This window comes from Streptomyces sp. NPDC058001 (assembly GCF_042886315.1).
In the GTDB taxonomy this organism is placed as follows: domain Bacteria; phylum Actinomycetota; class Actinomycetes; order Streptomycetales; family Streptomycetaceae; genus Streptomyces.
In genome coordinates, this window is record NZ_JBHVQT010000013.1 from 145,502 (window position 1) to 163,583 (window position 18,082).

At 71.5% G+C, this 18,082-nt stretch carries 13 protein-coding genes; 5 read left to right on the forward strand and 8 right to left on the reverse strand.

All coding sequences use genetic code 11. The features are described 5' to 3' along the window. Positions 1 to 2: 2 nt before the first annotated feature. The 6 genes from ACFVT5_RS30720 to ACFVT5_RS30745 all read right to left on the reverse strand — a co-directional run bounded on the left by ACFVT5_RS30720 (position 3) and on the right by ACFVT5_RS30745 (position 10,178). Complete coding sequence (locus tag ACFVT5_RS30720) at positions 3 to 1,703, reverse strand: nitroreductase family protein (RefSeq protein ID WP_389894705.1); 1,701 nt, start codon at positions 1,701 to 1,703, stop codon at positions 3 to 5. 43 nt (positions 1,704 to 1,746) lie between these two features. After that, positions 1,747 to 3,711 (reverse strand): TOMM precursor leader peptide-binding protein, encoded by a 1,965-nt coding sequence (locus tag ACFVT5_RS30725; protein ID WP_389894707.1) that lies wholly within the window; start codon positions 3,709 to 3,711, stop codon positions 1,747 to 1,749. Continuing rightward, positions 3,701 to 6,046, reverse strand: a complete 2,346-nt coding sequence (locus tag ACFVT5_RS30730; protein WP_389894709.1) for a TOMM precursor leader peptide-binding protein — start codon at positions 6,044 to 6,046, stop codon at positions 3,701 to 3,703. Before ACFVT5_RS30730 ends, ACFVT5_RS30725 begins: the two co-directional genes overlap by 11 nt. A gap of 123 nt (positions 6,047 to 6,169) precedes the next feature. After that, positions 6,170 to 7,972: a BTAD domain-containing putative transcriptional regulator gene (locus ACFVT5_RS30735; RefSeq protein WP_389894710.1), complete on the reverse strand. Its 1,803-nt coding sequence runs from the start codon at positions 7,970 to 7,972 to the stop codon at positions 6,170 to 6,172. 584 nt (positions 7,973 to 8,556) lie between these two features. Then, positions 8,557 to 9,339 (reverse strand): cache domain-containing protein, encoded by a 783-nt coding sequence (locus ACFVT5_RS30740; protein ID WP_389894712.1) that lies wholly within the window; start codon positions 9,337 to 9,339, stop codon positions 8,557 to 8,559. A 107-nt stretch (positions 9,340 to 9,446) separates the two neighbouring features. Further along, complete coding sequence (locus ACFVT5_RS30745; protein WP_389894714.1) at positions 9,447 to 10,178, reverse strand: FadR/GntR family transcriptional regulator; 732 nt, start codon at positions 10,176 to 10,178, stop codon at positions 9,447 to 9,449. 113 nt (positions 10,179 to 10,291) lie between these two features. Between ACFVT5_RS30745 and ACFVT5_RS30750 the strand changes: the two genes are divergently transcribed. The 4 genes from ACFVT5_RS30750 to ACFVT5_RS30765 all read left to right on the forward strand — a co-directional run bounded on the left by ACFVT5_RS30750 (position 10,292) and on the right by ACFVT5_RS30765 (position 14,447). Beyond that, complete coding sequence (locus ACFVT5_RS30750) at positions 10,292 to 11,356, forward strand: ABC transporter ATP-binding protein (RefSeq protein ID WP_389894716.1); 1,065 nt, start codon at positions 10,292 to 10,294, stop codon at positions 11,354 to 11,356. Positions 11,357 to 11,440: 84 nt separating this feature from the next. Next, positions 11,441 to 12,643, forward strand: coding sequence for an ABC transporter substrate-binding protein (locus ACFVT5_RS30755; protein ID WP_389894718.1), 1,203 nt, complete (start codon positions 11,441 to 11,443; stop codon positions 12,641 to 12,643). A gap of 7 nt (positions 12,644 to 12,650) precedes the next feature. Beyond that, positions 12,651 to 13,595 (forward strand): ABC transporter permease, encoded by a 945-nt coding sequence (locus ACFVT5_RS30760; protein WP_389894720.1) that lies wholly within the window; start codon positions 12,651 to 12,653, stop codon positions 13,593 to 13,595. Positions 13,596 to 13,631: 36 nt separating this feature from the next. Beyond that, the gene (locus ACFVT5_RS30765) at positions 13,632 to 14,447 is read left to right on the forward strand and encodes an ABC transporter permease (RefSeq protein ID WP_389894722.1); all 816 of its coding nucleotides are present in this window, start codon (positions 13,632 to 13,634) and stop codon (positions 14,445 to 14,447) included. A gap of 38 nt (positions 14,448 to 14,485) precedes the next feature. Here the strand turns inward: ACFVT5_RS30765 and ACFVT5_RS30770 are convergent, their stop codons facing one another. After that, positions 14,486 to 15,676 carry a hypothetical protein gene (locus ACFVT5_RS30770; protein WP_389894724.1) on the reverse strand — a complete coding sequence of 397 codons (1,191 nt, stop codon included), beginning with the start codon at positions 15,674 to 15,676 and terminating at the stop codon, positions 14,486 to 14,488. An 82-nt stretch (positions 15,677 to 15,758) separates the two neighbouring features. Here ACFVT5_RS30770 and ACFVT5_RS30775 point away from each other — a divergent pair, with 82 nt between their 5' ends. After that, positions 15,759 to 17,003 carry a damage-control phosphatase ARMT1 family protein gene (locus tag ACFVT5_RS30775; RefSeq protein WP_389894726.1) on the forward strand — a complete coding sequence of 415 codons (1,245 nt, stop codon included), beginning with the start codon at positions 15,759 to 15,761 and terminating at the stop codon, positions 17,001 to 17,003. A 62-nt stretch (positions 17,004 to 17,065) separates the two neighbouring features. Here ACFVT5_RS30775 and ACFVT5_RS30780 read toward each other — a convergent pair whose 3' ends face one another. Then, a complete protein-coding gene (locus ACFVT5_RS30780) occupies positions 17,066 to 18,055 on the reverse strand; it encodes a Ku protein (RefSeq protein WP_389894728.1) in 990 nt (329 codons plus the stop codon). Between the last annotated feature and the right edge of the window lie 27 nt (positions 18,056 to 18,082).

Here is an 18,082-nt window from a genome sequence, read left to right on the forward strand (position 1 = left end):
GGTCAGGCGATCTCGTAGCGGAAGTCGGCCGGGTGGGGCCGTTCATGGCCGAGCAGCATGATCAGCAGCGGGTTCTCGCCGGTGCGTTCGAGGTCGAGTTCCTCGATGTAGGAGATGTTGTCGAAGCCGAGGGCCACACCGGCGCCGAGGCCGAGTGCGGAGGCCGCCGTGTAGAAGGTCTGAGCGACGGCGCCGACCGTGCCGTTGACCAGCCGGTAGCCCCGGTCGCCCACCGCGTCCAGGACGGCGCCGGTCCGCACGGTCGGGACGAGGACGGCGCCCGTCTGCTCCAGGTTGTAGTTGGACAGGAAGTAGTTGCGCTGGAGGAATCCTCCGGGCGGTCCCGGCACCACCAGGCGCAGGGTGTGCGCGGCGGGGTCGTAGGCGTAGGCGCCGGGCTCGATCCCGTCGACGTGGTTGACGAACGCGTACAGGGTGACCAGGCCCGGCAGCGCGAGCAGATCCCGACCGGGGTCCTTCGGTGAGTCGGGGCCCTCCGGTGCCTGCTTGTCCCGACCTGGGTCCTCCTGCGTTACGGGGATCTCGGCGTCGCTGCCCAGCGACGTGGCGGCGCACGCGGCGAGGGTCGCGGCGAGCTGTACGGCGGTGACGGGACGGGTCGCGTCGAACCGGCCGAAGCTGCTGCGGCGCTCCCGCAGCGCGGTCCGTACGTCCACGGGCGGCAGTTCGGCAGGGGGCAGCGGCACCGGCGCCCCGATGCCTTCGGGAAGCGGGGTGCGGGCCGGTTCGAGGGCGCCGGGTGCGGGGCGTTCGGTGGCGGCGTCGGCGGTCGCGGTGTGAATGCGCTGAAGGGTGTCGAAGTGCAGGACCGTGCGGGAGCGTTCGGAGTCGCGGTGCGGGATCGCCGGGGGTGTGGCACGGGCGGGCGCGGTGGGGCGCGCGCCCTCCCAGGTCAGCGGTATGACGGCGAACACGCCCTCCTCGTCCGGGTCCACGCCCAGGACACGGCCGACGCGCGACTCGTCGAACCAGAGCGCGGGTGCGACGGTCAGGCCCCGGCCGCGGGCCCAGATGCGCCAGGTCTGGAGGATCGCGCCGAGGTCCATGCTGACGGCGTGGAAGGAGAAGCTGTTGTACTTGAAGGCGTTCTGCCAGTACTTGATGCCGAGGACGAGGAACTGGTCGCACCCGGATCCGGCGCCCCCGCCGCCGGGGTGGTCCGCACCGAGGGCGGCCCGTAGGTCACCCGTCGCGTCCCCGGCGACCAGCCGCTGCATCGCGTGCCGGGGCGCCGAGTAGTAGTGGACGCCCGGTGGGTGCGGGCCGCTGGGGCCGGACACCCAGTACACGCTGACGGGGTAGAGGCCGCCGCCGGACGCGGTACCGCGTGACCAGTTGGCCTGGGCGTAGTGCGGGAGCGCTGCGAGGTCGGTGTTGGCCTGGACGCCGAGGCGGCGGCCGGTCAGCCCGTACGAGTCGCGGAGCATACCGGCGAGCGCGTCCAGGGTGAACGCCCCTTCCCCGGCGGCGAGTTCACGTTCTCCGGAACTCCCGGGCAGGCACCCCGCCGTCACGGTCGCGCCGGCCGGGAACGCCGGGTCCGGCAGCGGGAATGTCTCGACGCCGGGGTAGTACTTCGCCTTCCTGGGACGGTCCGCCCAGTCGGGGACGAAATCGGCGGGCTCCATCGGGATCCGGCCGCGCTGCATGATCGCTGCCGCATAGTCATGGGCGTAACCCACGGGACCCTCCTCTCTGCTGGTCTGGTCGACCGCTGGACGGTGGTTACGGAAAGGGATGGGGCGCCGGATTCAGGTCGTCCGGTGTCAGATCGTGGTCGCGTCGCCCGGCGGCGCGCGGGGCGGTACGCAGCCGGGGCATGGTGCGGGCCCGCTGCCGGGACCAGCCGAAGTCGATGGGCAGCAGTCCGGGGACGAGCACGCTCACCGTGTGCAGGCCGAGCGTGCGCTGTTCGGGCAGGGTCTGGTCGACCACGACGACGTCGAACCCGGCCGCCGTCACGGCGTTCACACAACGCAGCAGGTCCTCGCGCAGATCCGTCGCCGCCGGGGCGCCGGACGCGTCGGGCCACCGCAGATCGGCGACCGCGCGCGGGGGTGCGCCGGTGCGGTCGCCCCGGAGCAGGAAGTCGGCGTGGACGCCCATCTCCGGCACGCCGTAGACCAGCGGATGGTCATGCAGGGCGGTCACCTGGTCGAAGTCCCCCGCCATGGCGCGCAGTCGGGACTCGTCGCGCTCGCTGCGCCCCTGGAGGTTCACGGCGTCGGTGGCGATCTCGCACAGCGCCGAGTCGAGCGCCGACTCGGGGTCGAGCCCGGCCCCCGCGCCGAAGCACATCCGGCCGAGGCCACCGTCGTACCGCTCGGCGACGGCGGTGACGACCGGCACCGGGAAGGTGATCCGGGTGTCGAAGAAGCGGGCCCGGTACCCGTACATCGCGAGCCGGTCGACCATGTGACGGGTGCTCGCGCGGGTACTGGTGGCCGGATCGATCTCGGGCAGCGACTGACGCCCGTACCAGGTGAGCAGGAAGGCGTCGCGCTCGATGACCTCCATGAGACCGAAGTAGACGGCCTCCTCCAGACAGCCGCCGGAAGCACAGCCGTTGGAACTCTCCTGCACGAACCGGTTCTCCAGACCGGGCGCGTGATAGTACGTCAGCACTTCCGGCACCAGGCGTGGCCGGTCGTCACGCAGCGAGTAGCCCCACACCCACGGGATCTCACGGTCCGGCGCGAAGGGCCGTACGTGCGGGTTGGCCCGGTAGAACTCCGGTGCGTACAGGCCGACTTCGCGTGGGTCGACGGCGTCCGTGCCGAAGTCTTCGAGGGTGCCGGTGACACTGGTGGTCCGGGAGCGCGCCCGCATCCCCGCGTACCGTTCCATGCCTTCGAGTACGCCGATGCGGTTGCTGTGCCCGAAGGTGTCGGCGTGCCCGCCCCAGAAGGTCTCGCGCAGATACTCCCCCGAGCGCATCGAGAAGCAGCCGATGGTCGCCGAGGTGGACGTGGACGAGACGTCCTGCACCAGCGAGGGCCCGAGCGCCCCGCACACCGGGTTGGCGAACGCGGCCACCTCGACCGCGTACGCCTCGACGGGCCGCACCCGGAAGGCCCCGGGCCGGTACTTGGGCGCCGGACGCAGGGTGATCCGGGCATCGTCGGCGGTGTCGGTACGGGGTGTGGCGCAGCGCGGACACTCGGGGTCGGGCACCAGCGGGTACGAGCGGACGGTGAGGGTCCGCAGGTCGACCAGGCGGACCAGCGGGAACGGGCCCTCGCCACCTGGGAGTTGGTCCCCCTGGTCCCGGAGTCCGGTGACCAGTGCGGCGAGCGTGTCCGCCACGAACGGTGTCGCGTACGGCCACTCCCCGGCAGCGCGGGTCGGACCGCCGAGTTCCAGGGCGTCCCGCAGCGCCACCGACCGTACGGCCTGCCAGCGCCGGGCCAGACAGTGGGCACAGCCGGTACCGGCGGCACCTCCGTCGGGCGCGGGCAGCGGTCCGACGACGACATGCCCGCCGTACACCCGGACCGGAACAGTGGTCCGGGACACCTCGTCACCGGTCTGACCGGCCGCGAAGGCGTTACGGGTGCCCAGCGCGCCGACCGTCACCTCCGGCCCGCCGAGCCGCGCGAGGGCACGGTCGAGGAGGTCCTGGAGGGGGTGGCGTTCGGGGGCGGGCGAGTCGGGTACCGGCGGGCGGGCGGCGAGGGTGCTAGGCGCCACGGGCTTCCTCCGCGGTGAGCAGGACGCGGACGGTTCTGATGCCGGCCGTGGCCAGATCGGCGGAGCCGGTGGGGACGACGAGGGCGTCCCGTCCTGCGGCCCTGAGCCGGTCGAGGACGTCGGCCCAGACGGTCACGGCCTCGGCGCCCGACACACGCGGAGCGTCGGTGCCGTCCGTCGCGTCGGCCGTCACGTCGATCGTCGCCGCGTCGAGGTCCCGCAGCAGCGGATCCCCGGTGTCGAACGCGACCGCCGTCTCCTCGCCCGCGAGTTGCACCTGCCCGAGCAGATCCCGTACGGCGGCCACGGCCGCGCCCAGTCGGTCGGTCTCACTGCCGATGGCCCAGGTACCGGCGCCCCGGGCGAGCAGGACATGGACGCCGGTACGGTCGCTCTCGCCCAGGTCGAGCAGGTCGAGATCGACGCCGAGCACGGCCGCCGAGCGGACGAGGAAGGTGAGTTCGGCGTCGGCGCCCGGCGCCTCGTCGGAGGTCTCCGGCACGGTGAGTGGCACCCGGCGTACCGGGCCGTCGCCGCGCAGGGCGCGCAGCAGCGCGTCGTGCGCGAGGGCCGAAAGGAGACCGTCCGCCGCCGCGTCCGCGAGGGTCGCTCCGGCGCCGGTCCCGGCCCGGGTCGCCTCGAAGAGCCGGTCGGCGTTGTGAGGGCCGAAGGTCCGTACGGCGGCGGCCGGCACGAGCACCTGTTCCTTGGTGAGGAGCGAGGTGGCGGGACGCCAGGCGGTGAGCGGCGCGGAGTCGGCGGAGAGGCCGAGCGCGGTGGTCAGGGTGCCGGGCTCCAGGAGACGGGTACCGGCGGCCCGCGCGGCAGTGAGCTGATCCTCCGTCAAGATCCCGGTGTCGGGGACGACATGGTCGGCGTACACCTCGGCCGCCGCGTCGAGCGCGCGCAGTCGGGCCCCGGCGACATGGTGCACGTCGAAGGCGGCGACCCGGCGGGACACGCCGTGTCCGGTGCCGAACTCGACGAGGGTCGCCTTGAGCGGGATCTGGGTGAGGGGTTCGTCGGCGAACCGGGTGAAGACCCCGGCGCGCGGCCGGACCAGGACGGAGCGGCGGTTCAACTCCTCGACCAGGGCGTCGGCTTCACGGGCGGTGGCGAGGGTCGGCAGGGGCAGGGACTCGGTTCCGGCGGTGGTGAGGTCGACCACCGGGACGACCACCGGCGTCTCCTGACCAGCGGACGCGCACACCGTGCAGCGCGGGTGGGGGAGCAGCGGTTCGGTGCTGACGTCGAGGGACCGCATGTCCTGGACGACGAGGTTCCCGGCGGTCTCGGCGGGCAGCGCGCCGGTGGTGAGGCGGAACACCTCGTAGCCGAGGAGGTTGCCGAGCATCGCGGACTGCGGCTGGTTCGGCCGCTCGCCGACAGGCTCCGCGCCCGGCACGGCGACCGTGTGCCAGAGGTCGGCCGCCGCCGCTGCCGCGTCCTGGACCTCTCGCGGGTCCAGGGAGCCACGGGAGCCGACGCGCAGCACCGCGCACGCCCAGCAGCCGGTGGACGCGGAGGTCGTCAGCGGTCCCACGACGGCCTGGCCGCCGTATGACCAGGCGGGCAGGAGCGTACGGCCTTCCGGCACCCCGGCGCTGAGCAGCGGGAACAGCCTGCGGGGCGCCGCGGCGCCGCCGGTCACCACGACGACGTCGTACCCGTCGAGATCCGCCCAGCCGAGCGGTGTGCCAGGGACATCGGCCGGGAGAATCGGCAGGTCGACCGGGCAGCCGTCGGCAGCGGCCTCGGCGGCCTCGGCCTGGACCGCGTCGCGGGACGCGGCGTCGAGCCCCGGTGAAGTCCCCACGGTGGCACAGCCGTTGCGGATCAGGCCGAGCGCGCACCAGCGGGCGACCAGGTCGTCCCCGAGGACGGCGACCCGTGCGGTACGGAAGCGCCGGAAGCGGGCCTCGGCGTCGTCGGCGTAGTGCTCGGCGTAGGCGATCTGCGGGGCGTAACGGCGGGCGACGGCGGCCTCGGTGCTGAGGGCGTCCGCGCTTCCGGGGCCTTCGGCGACCGGGGTCTCGTCTGCGGGTTCCGGGCGCTCGACCGGGCGGGCGAAGTCCCGTTCGTAGAGGTTCTTCACCAGTTCTCCGACCATCGCCCGCTGCCCGTCGCCGAGGCCCTCGCAGAGGTCGGAGACCGAGTGGTCGCCGGTGAGGTGAGGAACGATCAGGGTGGCGAACCGGTAGGCCGATTTGGCGGTCAGCTGGAATCCGCCGTCGGCGTTGTGGAACAGCACTCCTTCCGCGATCTCGGTGAACAGGACATCCCTGCGGATACGCGGCCGGGTCGCGGCGACGGCTTCGTAGGTGGCTGAGCCCATGTGGATGACACCCCTGGATACGTGGTCAAGTGGAAACGTGGTCAAGGTGGCCGGATCGTGCGAGGTCGGGCGGGATCGATCAAGGTCGGGCGGGATCGTGCGAGGTCGGGCGGGGTTCGCAGATCAGCGGAGCGTGGGGGCGGCGGGGGCGATGGGGTTCTTCCCGGCCGCGTATGCCTGCTGACGCGCGTAGATTTTGAGCAAAAAATGAATGCGGTACGGGCCCGGCGGGCCTTCCTCCAGTAACCCGGCGTCCGCCAGCCGTTCCAACGCCTCCTCGGCGTCGGCGAAGTCACCGAGCGCCGACGAGGAGAACAACAGCCCGTCCTGGGTGCCGAGTTGGCGGAACGCCTCCTGCCAGCGCGGCTCCAGACCGTGCAGGGCGCTGGCGAAGACGCGGGGGACGGACATGCCGGGCTCGTCCGCGAGGGCTAGTCGGGCGGGCAGGTTCTCGGCCAGCCAGGCGACGCAGTCCGCGATCCGCAGTCCGGGGCGGGTGAGCAGCCGGGCCCCGGCGATCCGCAGGCCGAGCGGGAAGTGGCCGCAGATATGGGCGAGTTCATCGGCGGCGGCCGGTTCGGCGCCGACGCGTTCGGGCCCGAGGGTCGCGGCGAGCAACTGCCGTGAGTCGGCGGGCTCCAGCGCGTCCAGCCGGTGCACGCTGCCGCCGTGGGTGGCGACGAGTCCGGCGAGGCCGCGCCTGCTGGTGACGATCGCGGCGCCCCCGGCGGCGGCCGGCAGCAGCCGGCGCACCTGGTCGGCGCTGGAGACACCGTCGATGACGAGGAGCGGGCGGCCGTGCGGGGCGCCGGGCGCGGGCAGGTCGGCCAGGACGTCGTCATGGGTGCGCGGGGTGCCGTCGGACCGGTTCATGGGGAGCACGAACACCCCGCCGGGGAAGGCGTGTTGGGCGTCGTACGCGGCCTGGAGCGCGAGGGCGGTCTTGCCGATGCCGGGGGCGCCCGAGATGAGGACGACCGTGGTGTCGCGGGTGCCGGGGGTCTGGGCGGTGAGGCGCCCGGTGATGGCGGCCCGCTCGACGGCACGTCCGGTGAAGGACGGCACGGGCTGGAGCGGCGGCGGAACCGGTACGGCCGGCACGGAGGGCATGGCCGGGAGCGGCGACGGCGGTACGGGGCGGTCGGCGCCGGGGTCGCCGGGGCCGAGGGCGAGGGCGGCACCGGAGATGGCGGTACCGGCGACGAGGGCGCCGGACATCGGGGCGCCGGATGTGGGCGCGGCGGTGAGGGCGGACACAGGGCGCTCCACGAGCTGGATCCGCTGGTCGGCGGTGGTGGGGCCGAGGTCGTCACCCCGCAGGATCGCGAGTTCGAGCCGCTGGAGTGCGGGGCCGGGGTCGATGCCCAGCTCTTCCTTGAGGCGCCGCTTCACGGCCCGGTACTCCGAGAGGGCCTCGGTCTGGCGGCCGGTGCGGTAGAGGGCTTCGATGAGTTGCTCGGAGAACCGCTCACGGCCGGGGTGTCTTCGTGCCGGTTCCCAGACGTCGACCAGGACCTGACGACATCGGCCCAGGGCGAGTTCGATGTCGCAGGCCCGTTCCAGGGTGCGCAGCCGTTCCTCGGTGAGCGCGGGGACCTCGTCGCGGTGCAGCATCAGGGACGGCACATTGGCCAGGAGGGAGCCCTGCCAGAGGGTGAGGGCCTCCTTGAGCCGGTAAAGCCTGCTCTCGGCGTCCGGCGCGTCGTCGGCGGCCCGCACGAGCAGCCGGAACCGTACGAGGTCGAGGGTGCCCGCGTCGGCGTGCATGCGGTAGCCGCCGGGCACCGTCTCGATGGCATTGCCGGTGATCCCGTATTTGCTGAAGATGCGGCGCAGCCTCAGCACACAGCTCTGGAGCGCGGCCCGCGCGGTGGTGGGTTGATTTTCGTCCCAGAGCGCGCGCAGCAAATAGTCGGTCGAAACCACGGAACCCGGATGAATGAGGAGAGCCGCCAGCAAACTCGCCGGTTTTGAAGGTTTAAGAACGACAACTTCATGTCCCTCGGCAATACCCAAGGGACCCAAAAGCTGGAAACGATACACTCCCGCCCCTATATCAGCATTCGTATCCGCGACGTGCGAAAGTGCGGAAATTCGGGCACATCACGACGTCGCGTACATCACGACGGAGAAACACGCGTAGATAAGGGCGTAAACAGGGGCTGATCGGGCGGTGGATCGATCGTTAAGACACGCGCTGAACTGGTACAGACCTCTGGCAGGCGCACTGGTTCCCCACTTCCCCGTAACAAAGTGCTGCCACCCAACAGCGGACCTTTACCGGCAGCGTCCGTCAAGGTTCAACAAAGCAACTGCCAAGAACTCGTTGGGCATCCTAGTAACTCGTCCAAGGAAAGTCGACCCTGCGACCGAACCGCATTCACACACCACCTGGGGCACACAGCGGGCGGAACGCGAGACGGAGCGGAACTTAATTCCCCGTGAAGTGCCGGGCGCCCCATCTGCGGTACGGTCGCACCTTTTCCGCCGGAAAAGGGAGGTGCCGAGGGTCAGTCAGGGGTGTGGCCGGTCGTCACCAGTGCCAGCGGAATGTCCCCGGGCACGGGCCGGAGGTCGTGTCCCTTGAGGAGCGACCCGGCCAGATGGCGCGCGTCCGTGGACACCGCGATCCGGCCGCGCGCGTTCACCAGGACGGCGGGGTCCGGGAGTCGCCGCATCAGCGGGAGTACCGCCGCCTCGAAGTGCGGCAGATAGACATCGGCCGCCGCGACCCCCGCGAAGTGGCCGCCGACCGCGACCGGGACGGACAGGGTGAGGCTGTACTCGTCGGAGCAGAGGTAGTCGACATAGGGACCCGCGACCGCGCGCCGGCCGGTGTCGCGGGCCAGCGCGTACCAGTCCCAGTGGGTGTAGTCGGAGTACGCCGAGTGCTCCGGGTCGAGATCGAGCAGCAGCCGGTTCACCTCGCCGTCCGTACTGATCTGCCACCACTCCAGCCACGCCGGTACGTCGGCCAGCAGACCGGGGGCCGCGATGAAGCCCATGCCCGACGCGAGGTCGAACCGGCGCAACCGGGTGTGCAGGGCGGGCCGGAGCGCGGCGAGGTCGGCCGTGGTGGGGCGGCGCCCGGCGGCGGTGACCGAGGCGAGGAGCGCCCCGGTGTCCTCACGGGTCGCGGCGACGGCGCCGAACACACCTTCCAGGGTGCCTTTTACGCGGACCGCGACATCGGCGGGCGTAGGGGTGCCGGTGCCAAGAGCCTTGTCGGTGGCGGGAGTTGTACCGTCGAGGGTGACCGGTCCGCCGCCTGCGGTACGGGGAGTTGTGTCCACGGGTGTCCTCCGTGTCCTGCCGGGAGTGGGGGGACGCGCCGGTCATCCCGGCGGAGCGACCGCGCCGTGACGACGGGTTCCGGGCGATGGGTTCCGGGCGATGGGTTCTAGGCGATCCGGAGTTCGATCAAGCGCGTCACCGACATCAGCACACACCCCTCGGCCGCGGTCCTCGCCTTGTCGTCGGCCCCATCCTGCACGGCGGAGATTACGTTGCGGTGACGTTCGCACAGGTCCTTGTGCGCGTCCGCGTCCGCGAGCACGAGCCCGAGCAGCGCGCCCGCCTCGCGCTGGATGCCGACCTCCTCGCGGGTGAGCCGCGCGGACTGGGCCGCCGCCGCCAGTTCGACATGCAGCCGCCCATGGATCCGGCTGCGCGCCGCCGGGCCGTCGGCGACCGTCAACCCGTCCAGGGTCCGCCACAGTTGGACCAGGTCCCCCGGTTCGGTGCGCTGTGCGGCGAGCCGGGCCGCGGCGCCGGACACGGCGGCCCAGTGGTCCCCGAGGTCCCGCAGTTCCTCGGTACTCCAGTCGGCGAGCCGGGTGTGCAGCCGGCCGTGCGCGGGGCCCTCCGGCAGCGTGACGAAGCTGCCGCCGCCCCGGCCCCTGCGGGTGGTCACGAACCCCTGCTGGCGCAGCGCCATGAGCGCCTCGCGCAAGGTCACGGTGGAGACGCCGAGCCGTCCCGCCAGGTCGGCCTCGCCGGGCAGTTGCTCCCCCTCGACCAGGAGACCCAGCTCTATGGCGTCACCGAGCCGCCGCACCACGGCGTCCACGCGGGCCTGCGTGTCGACGGGCGTGAAGACGGCACTGCGGGCACCGGCCTGGTCTGACTTCACGGCTACCACCTTGTTCGTTGACTCAGGCTTTACCTTAAGGGGGTCTTGAAGTTAGAGATATGACTTCATATCTTTACGGCCAACGTCTGACACCGCCAGAAAGGTTCCCGCCCATGGAGCCCGTACCGGGCAAGGCCATCCGGCTGACGAACCTGCGGAAGTCGTTCGGCGGGACACGGGCCGTGGCCGGAGTCGATCTGGAGATAGCCGACGGCGAGTTCTTCTCGCTCCTCGGCCCGTCCGGCTCGGGCAAGACGACGGTGCTCCGGATGATCGCCGGGTTCGAACCGCCCTCCGCCGGCACCATCGAGCTGGCCGGACGGGACGTCACCCGGCTCGCGCCCTTCGAGCGGGACGTCCACACCGTGTTCCAGGACTACGCCCTGTTCCCGCACATGACCGTGGAGCAGAACGTCGCCTACGGCCTCAAGATCCGCAAGGTTCCCCGGGCCGAACGGCTGCGGCAGGCCAGGGAAGCGCTCGCGGGCGTACGGCTCGCGGACCTCGCCTCCCGCCGCCCCGCCCAGCTCTCCGGCGGTCAGCGCCAGCGCGTGGCGCTCGCCCGAGCCCTGGTCAACCGGCCCCGGGTCCTGCTGCTCGACGAACCGCTCGGCGCCCTCGACCTCAAACTCCGCGAGCAGATGCAGGTCGAACTCAAGGCGCTCCAGCGGGAGGTGGGCATCACCTTCGTCTTCGTCACGCACGACCAGGAGGAGGCGCTGACGATGAGCGACCGTATCGCCGTCTTCCACGAGGGCCGGATCGAACAGGTCGGCACCCCGGCCGAGATCTACGAGCGGCCAGCCACCGCCTTCGTCGCCGGATTCGTCGGTACGTCGAACCTGCTGACCGGTACCGCCGCCGAACAGGTCGTCGGGCGGGTCGGTACGTACAGCGTGCGGCCCGAGAAGATCCGTGTGCTGAGCGATACGGCCGGGGACGGACCGCCGGACCCCTCCTGCCCGCCGGACCACTCCACCACCACCGGGACCGTCACCGAGGTCGTCTACCTCGGCGACACGACCCGCTTCCTGGTCAGCCTCGACGCGGGCGGGCGCCTCACCGCGCTCCAGCAGAACCTGGAGACCTCGTCCGAGGACGTCGCCGCGCTGCGCGGCTCCCGGGTCACGCTCCAGTGGCACGACCGCCACACCTTCCGCGTACCGGAAGCGAATTGACCCCCGGCCCCTCCGCCTCCCGCCTCCCGATCCTCCGCTGTTCCGTCCCCCCACGTTGTCCCGTCCCCCTCCCCTGGAGTCCCCGTGCGACTGAACCGAACCTCCCGTGTCGTGGCCGCCGCCGGAGTGCTGCTGCTCGCCGCCGCCTGCGGCTCGTCCGACACCACCTCGCCGGCCCCGGGCGGCAGCGGCTTCGAACCGCCGAAGATGAGCGCGCGCAAGTCCCTCGGCGCGACGGAGGGGAAGGTGAACCTGATCGCCTGGGCCGGATACGCCGAGGACGGCTCCAACGACCCCAAGGTCGACTGGGTGACCCCGTTCGAGAAGAAGACCGGCTGCCAGGTCAGCACCAAGACGGCCGGCACGTCCGACGAGATGGTCAGCCTGATGAAGACCGGCGAGTACGACGCCGTGTCCGCGTCCGGCGACGCGGCCCTGCGCCTGATCGCCTCCGGTGACGCGGCCCCGGTCAACACCGACCTGGTGCCCAACTACGCCGATGTCTTCGCCGGGTTGAAGAACCAGCAGTGGAACACCGTCAAGGGTGTCTCGTACGGCATCCCGCACGGCCGGGGCGCCAATCTGCTGATGTACAACACCGAGAAGGTCACCCCGGCGCCCACCTCCTGGTCGGCCGTCTTCGACAAGGCGTCGGCGTACAAGGGCAAGGTCACCGCGTACGACTCGCCGATCTACCTCGCGGACGCCGCGCTCTATCTGATGAAGAGCGAGCCGTCGCTCGGGATCAAGAACCCGTACGCCCTGGACCAGAAGCAGTTCGACGCGGCCGTCGCGCTGCTGAAGGACCAGCACGGCAACATCGGGGAGTACTGGAGCGACTATCTCAAGGAGGTCTCCGCGTTCAAGAGCGGTGACTCCGTGATCGGCACCACCTGGCAGGTCATCCTCAACACCGCGCAGGCCGAGAAGGTGCCCGTCAAGGCGGTGCTGCCCAGCGAGGGGGCGACCGGCTGGTCCGACACCTGGATGCTCGCCGCCAAGGCCAAGAACCCCAACTGCGCGTACAAGTGGATGGACTGGATCATCTCGCCCGAGGCCAACGCGCAGGTCGCCGAGTACTTCGGTGAGGCGCCGTCCAACGCCAAGGCGTGCGAGGTCACTTCGGACAAGAACCACTGCGCCACCTACCACGCGGCCGAGGAAGAGTACTGGAAGCAGGTCCACTTCTGGACCACGCCCATCGCCCAGTGCGTCGACGGCCGCACCGACACCACCTGTGTGCCGTACGCGAAGTGGGTACAGGCGTGGACCGAGATCAAGGGCTGACCTGTCGATGACGCCCAGCACCAAGGCCGGCACCCAGGCCACCGCGCAGCCCGCCGCCGAGGCCACCGCGCGGGTCTCCGCCCCGGCCGCCGGACCCGTCCGGCGGCTCGCCGGGACCCTGCACCGGCGGCCCCGGCTGCGTCTGTCGCTGCTGCTCACGGCGCCCCTGGCCTGGCTGGTCCTGGCCTATCTCGGGTCGCTCACCGTGCTGTTCCTGTCCGCGTTCTGGGCGACGGACTCCTTCACGTCGAACGTGGTGCGGATCTGGAACACGGACAACTTCACCGCGCTGTTCACCACCGACGTCTACCGTCAAGTCGCCCTGCGCAGCATGGGCGTGGCCCTCGCGGTCACCGCACTGTGTGTGCTGATCGCCTTCCCGATCGCCCTGTACACGGCCAGGATCGCGGCGCCCCGATGGCGCCCGCTGCTCGTCGTCGCGATCCTCACACCGCTGTGGGCGAGCTATCTGGTGAAGGCGTACGCGTGGCGGCTGATCCTCGCGCAGGGGGGCCTGCTCGACTGGGCGCTCGGACCGCTGGGCCTGTCCTCACCGGGGTACGGGCTGGCCGGGACCGTTATCGTCCTGACGTATCTCTGGCTGCCGTACATGATCCTGCCGATCCACGCGGGACTCGAACAGGTGCCGTCCAATCTGCTCGACGCGTCCGCCGACCTCGGGGCGGGGACCGGGCGGACGCTGTGGTCCGTGGTGCTGCCGATGATCCTGCCGTCGGTGGCGGCGGGTTCCGTGTTCACGTTCTCGCTGAGCCTCGGGGACTACATCGCCGTGCAGATCGTCGGCGGCAAGACCCAGTTGATCGGCAATCTCATCTACTCCAACATCACGCTCGATCTGCCGCTGGCCGCAGCGCTCGGCACGGTACCGGTGGTGATCATCGTGTTGTATCTGCTCGCGGTGCGCCGCACCGGAGCCCTCAGCAGCCTGTGACGCCCCCCGCCCCTGCCGCCTACCCCGGGGTCCCCGATGAATCTCTCCCGTACCGCGCGGGTCCTGTTGCGGGTCGCCGCCGGGCTCGGCTTCGCCGTGATCTACGTACCGCTGCTGCTCGTCCTGGTGAACTCCCTCAATCCCGACCGCAGTTCGGGCTGGCCGCCGCCCGGCCTCACCTTCGACTGGTGGCGGGCCGCCTGGCACAGTTCGGGCGCCCGTGACGCACTGTGGACTTCGGTCAAGGCCGGGCTGGGCGCGACGGCGATCGCGCTGGTGCTCGGCACGCTGATCGCGTTCGCGGTCGCGCGGTACCGGTTCTTCGGGCGTGAGGCGCTCTCGTTCGTGGTGGTGCTGCCGATCGCGCTGCCCGGCATCGTCACGGGCGTCGCGCTGAACACCGCGTTCCGTACGGTCCTTGAGCCGCTCGGCGTGGGGCTCGGGATGTTCACGGTCGTCGTCGGACACGCCACGTTCTGCGTCGTGGTCGTCTTCAACAATGTCGTGGCCCGGCTGCGCCGGATGAACGGGTCGCTGGAGGAGGCGGCGATGGATCTGGGCGCGCACAGTTTCCGGGCGTTCATGGATGTCACGTTCCCGCTGGTGCGGTCGGCGCTGGTGGCGGGCGGGCTGCTCGCCTTCGCCCTGTCGTTCGACGAGATCGTGGTGACGACGTTCACGGCGGGTCCCGGTGTCCAGACGCTGCCGATCTGGATCTTCTCCAACATGGCCCGGCCCCAACAGGCCCCGGTCGTCAATGTGGTCGCCGCCGTGCTGGTGCTGCTTTCGGTGATCCCGATCTATTTCGCGCAGCGCCTGTCGTCGGACACGGCGTCCGGCGGCCGACTCTGACGTCCCGTCATTCTCGTGCATCGCTGACGGGTCGTCCGTCAGGGCCCGTCAGGGTCCATCAGGGCTCCGAGGACCCACGGAGTGTCGCCCTTCTCCGTGACGACGAGTACCGGAAGGTCACCGTCCCGGCACTCGACCACCTGGACTCCGCGCCGCCGGGCCCCGGCCGGATCGGTCCGGTACGGCGGGCGGACGCGTTCGGCGACCAGGGTGCGGGGTACGACCCGGCGGGCGATCCGGCCGGACGGGTCCGGGGTCGCGGCGAGCAGCCCGGGACCGACCACCAGATGGTCGAACCCGTCAACGCTGTAAGGAACTTGGCCGTGGACGGTGCCGGGAAAGCACCGCTCGTCGGCGGGGATACGCGGCACGACCACGAGGGTGTCTGTGCCGGCGCCGGTGGTCCCGCGCCGGTGCCGTGCGGCCCGCCACACCGCCAGACCGATCACGGGGAGGTTTCCGACAGCGGTGACGAGCAGGGCGCCGGGCACTCCAGCGGTGAGATGGGCGGCGGCGAGCCCGACGCCGCCGGCGGCCAGGGCGGCGGCGAAGGGGACGGTGATCTGCCAGGGCTCCAGTGCGGGCTCCCCGGCGGACCGGAAGGCCGTCCACCAGGCCGCCTGGAGAAACCCGGCGCCGACCCCGAGCAGCCCGAGCCCGAAGCCGAGGGGCATGCGATAGGTGTCGACGGGGGCGGTGGCCGTGTACTGCCGGGCGCCCTGGAACTCGACGGCGCGGACGCCACCGCGCCAGGAGGTGAGGCGTACCCGGTCCCCCGCCTCGACGGCGGCGAAGACGGGGGACCGCCCGTCCATCTCCACGCGCCGCCCGGCCCTGTCACCACCGCTGTCCCTGTCACCACCGCTGCCCGTGTCACCACCGCTTCCGGTGCCGCTTCCGCTGTCGCTGAGCAGCACCCAGTAGCGGGCGGTCCGATTCCCGCTCTCGGTCTCGGTCCCGCGCACGGTGGCCATGGTGTCGCTCAGACACGCGTCCCCGTACGTACCGGCCGGGCAGACGGGCGCGGCGGCGAAGTCCCGCTGCGCTTGGAGCGCCCCGGGCACCAGCACGCCGAGCAGCCACCCGGCCACCAGCACGAGCCCGGCTCCGATGACGGCGGGCCCGTACACCGCCCACCCGCGCACCCGCACGCCCTCACGCGCCCCCGAGTCCACCCGCACCACACCCCACAGCCGCCGACCGAGCCCCCGGCCCCTGACCTCGCCCATTGTCCCCGGCTCGTAGAGTCTCAGTCTCAGCAGCCGCCCCGCCGCCCCGGGGGCGACACCGCACACGAGGAGTCCACACCGTATGGACCACCGTATGGGCCACCGCTCGGGCCATCACACGGGCCGCCACCCGGGTCCCGCCCCCTCCGCTCCCGTGATCCTCGGCAACGACCCCGGATCCTTCGCCTGGAGCGTGCAGCACGAGCGGCACCCGGCGCTGATCGAACGGGTCCGGCGCGGCACCCCGTATCCGCCCGCCGTACACCGCGCCCTGGACGCGCTGCTCGCCGAGATCGGCGAGGGCGGTGTGATGCGCGGCCTCGGCGACGGCGAGGCGGACGCGGCGACCTGGTGGAGCTGGGGCGCGTCCGAGCACGTCGGCCGCCGCTGGGCGGACGCCCCCTTCCTGTGGGCGGAAAGCTACTTCTACCGCCGTCTGCTCGGCGCCCTGGGGTATTTCGGTACGGGCCCCTGGCGCGCCGTCGACCCCTTCGCGCCCTTCAAGTCGGCCGAGCTGCGCGGCGCGGGAGTCGACAGCGAACTGGCGTCCCTGGACCAGGCGTCCCGGTCACCCGGCACCCGCGACGAACGCGACGCGGCACTCCTCCAGTCCTCCCTCTGGGGCAACCGCGCCGACCTCGGTTTCCGGATCTCCGCAGGCGACGGTGGCGTGGGTGAGCGGGTGCACCGGCTGGTGCACGACGACAGCGCGGCCTTCTGGGACGTACTCGACCGGGCCACCGCCCCCGGCACGGTCTGCCTGGTCGCCGACAACGCCGGGCCCGAACTGCTCCCCGACCTCGTCCTCGCCGACCACCTCCTCGGCACGGGCCGGGCCAGTGCCGTCGTCCTGCACGTCAAGCCGCACCCGTACTACGTCTCCGACGCGACCACGGACGACGTACTCGCCTGTCTACGGCGCCTGACCGAGGCGGAGGGCGGCGCGGCGGAGACGGGCCACCGCCTCGGGGAGTTCATCGCACGCGGAACCGTGATCCTGCGCGCCCATCCGTTCTCCTGCGCGCCCCTCCCCTACGCGGACATGCCCGACGACCTCCGCGAGGACTTCGCGTCGGCGTCCGTCACCGTGATGAAGGGCGACCTCAACTACCGCCGTCTGGTGGGTGACCGGCTCTGGCCGCCCACGACACCGTTCGCCGAGGCCACCGGCTACTTCCCGGGCCCGGTGGCCGCGCTGCGGACCCTGAAGTCGGACGTGATCACGGGACTGTCGGGCGAGAGGGTCGCGGAACTGGACGCGGAGGGGGAGGGCGGGGGCGGTTGGCGTACGAGCGGTCGGTACGGCTTGATCCAGGTGAGCGCGTAGAGGCGTAGGGGCGCTGGGACGTTGGGGCCGCCCGGCCGAGGTCGGACGGGGTCGGGCGGGTCTCAGGCGGACCGGCGCTTGCGCGGAGCCGCCTTCTTGGCCGGGGCCTTCGCGGCGGCCGTCTTCTTGGCGGCGGCGGTCTTGGCGGGAGCCTTCTTGGCCGTGGTCTTCTTTTCGCCGGTCATCTTTTCGGTGGTCTTCTTCGCGGCGGCCTTCTTAGATGTCGCCTTCCGACCGCCGCCGCTCGTCTTGGGGGAAGCGCCCCCGGAGCCCTTGCCGGCCGCCGCCGCCGCGTCTACGGACTGCTGGAGGATCGCGACCAGGTCGATGACCTTGCCGCCCGAGGGTTCGGCCGCCGCCGGGTGTTCCACCAGGGTGCCCGCGAGCTTCGCGGCGATCAGCTCTTCCAGCGCCGCGCGGTAGTCGTCGTGGAGCGTGGACAGGTCGACCTCGCCGAGAGTGTTCATCAGGGCGTCGGCCAGGTCCAGTTCGGCGTCCCGTACCTTCACCTTGGCGTCGGGCGCCGCGCTCTGCGGGACCCGGATCTCGTCCGGCCACAGCAGCGCGTGCATGGCGATCACGTCATCGACCACGCGGAGCATGCCGAGCCGCTCGCGGCCCCGGAGCGCGAACTTGGCGATGGCGACACGGTCGCTGCGCTTCAGTGCCTCACGTAGGAGGGTGTACGGCTTCGTCGCGGAGACACCGTTCGACGCCAGGTAGTAGGCGGCGTCCATCTGGAGCGGGTCGATCCGGTCGGCCGGGACGATCGCGACGACCTCGATGGTCTTGGCCGTGTGCAGCGGGAGCGACGCCAGGTCCTCGTCCGTGATCGGGATGATCGTGCCGTCCGGGCTCTGATAGCCACGGCCGGTCTCGGCCGCGGTGACTTCGACGTCCTCCAGCTCGCACACCTTCCGGTAACGGACCCGGCCACCGTCCTCGATATGGATCTGCCGGAAGGACACGGCGTGGTTATCAGTGGCGCTCATGAGCTTGACGGGGATGTTGACCAGACCGAAGGCGATGGAGCCGTTCCAGATGGATCGCACGTTCGTTCCCTGCCTTCGCGGTAGGCG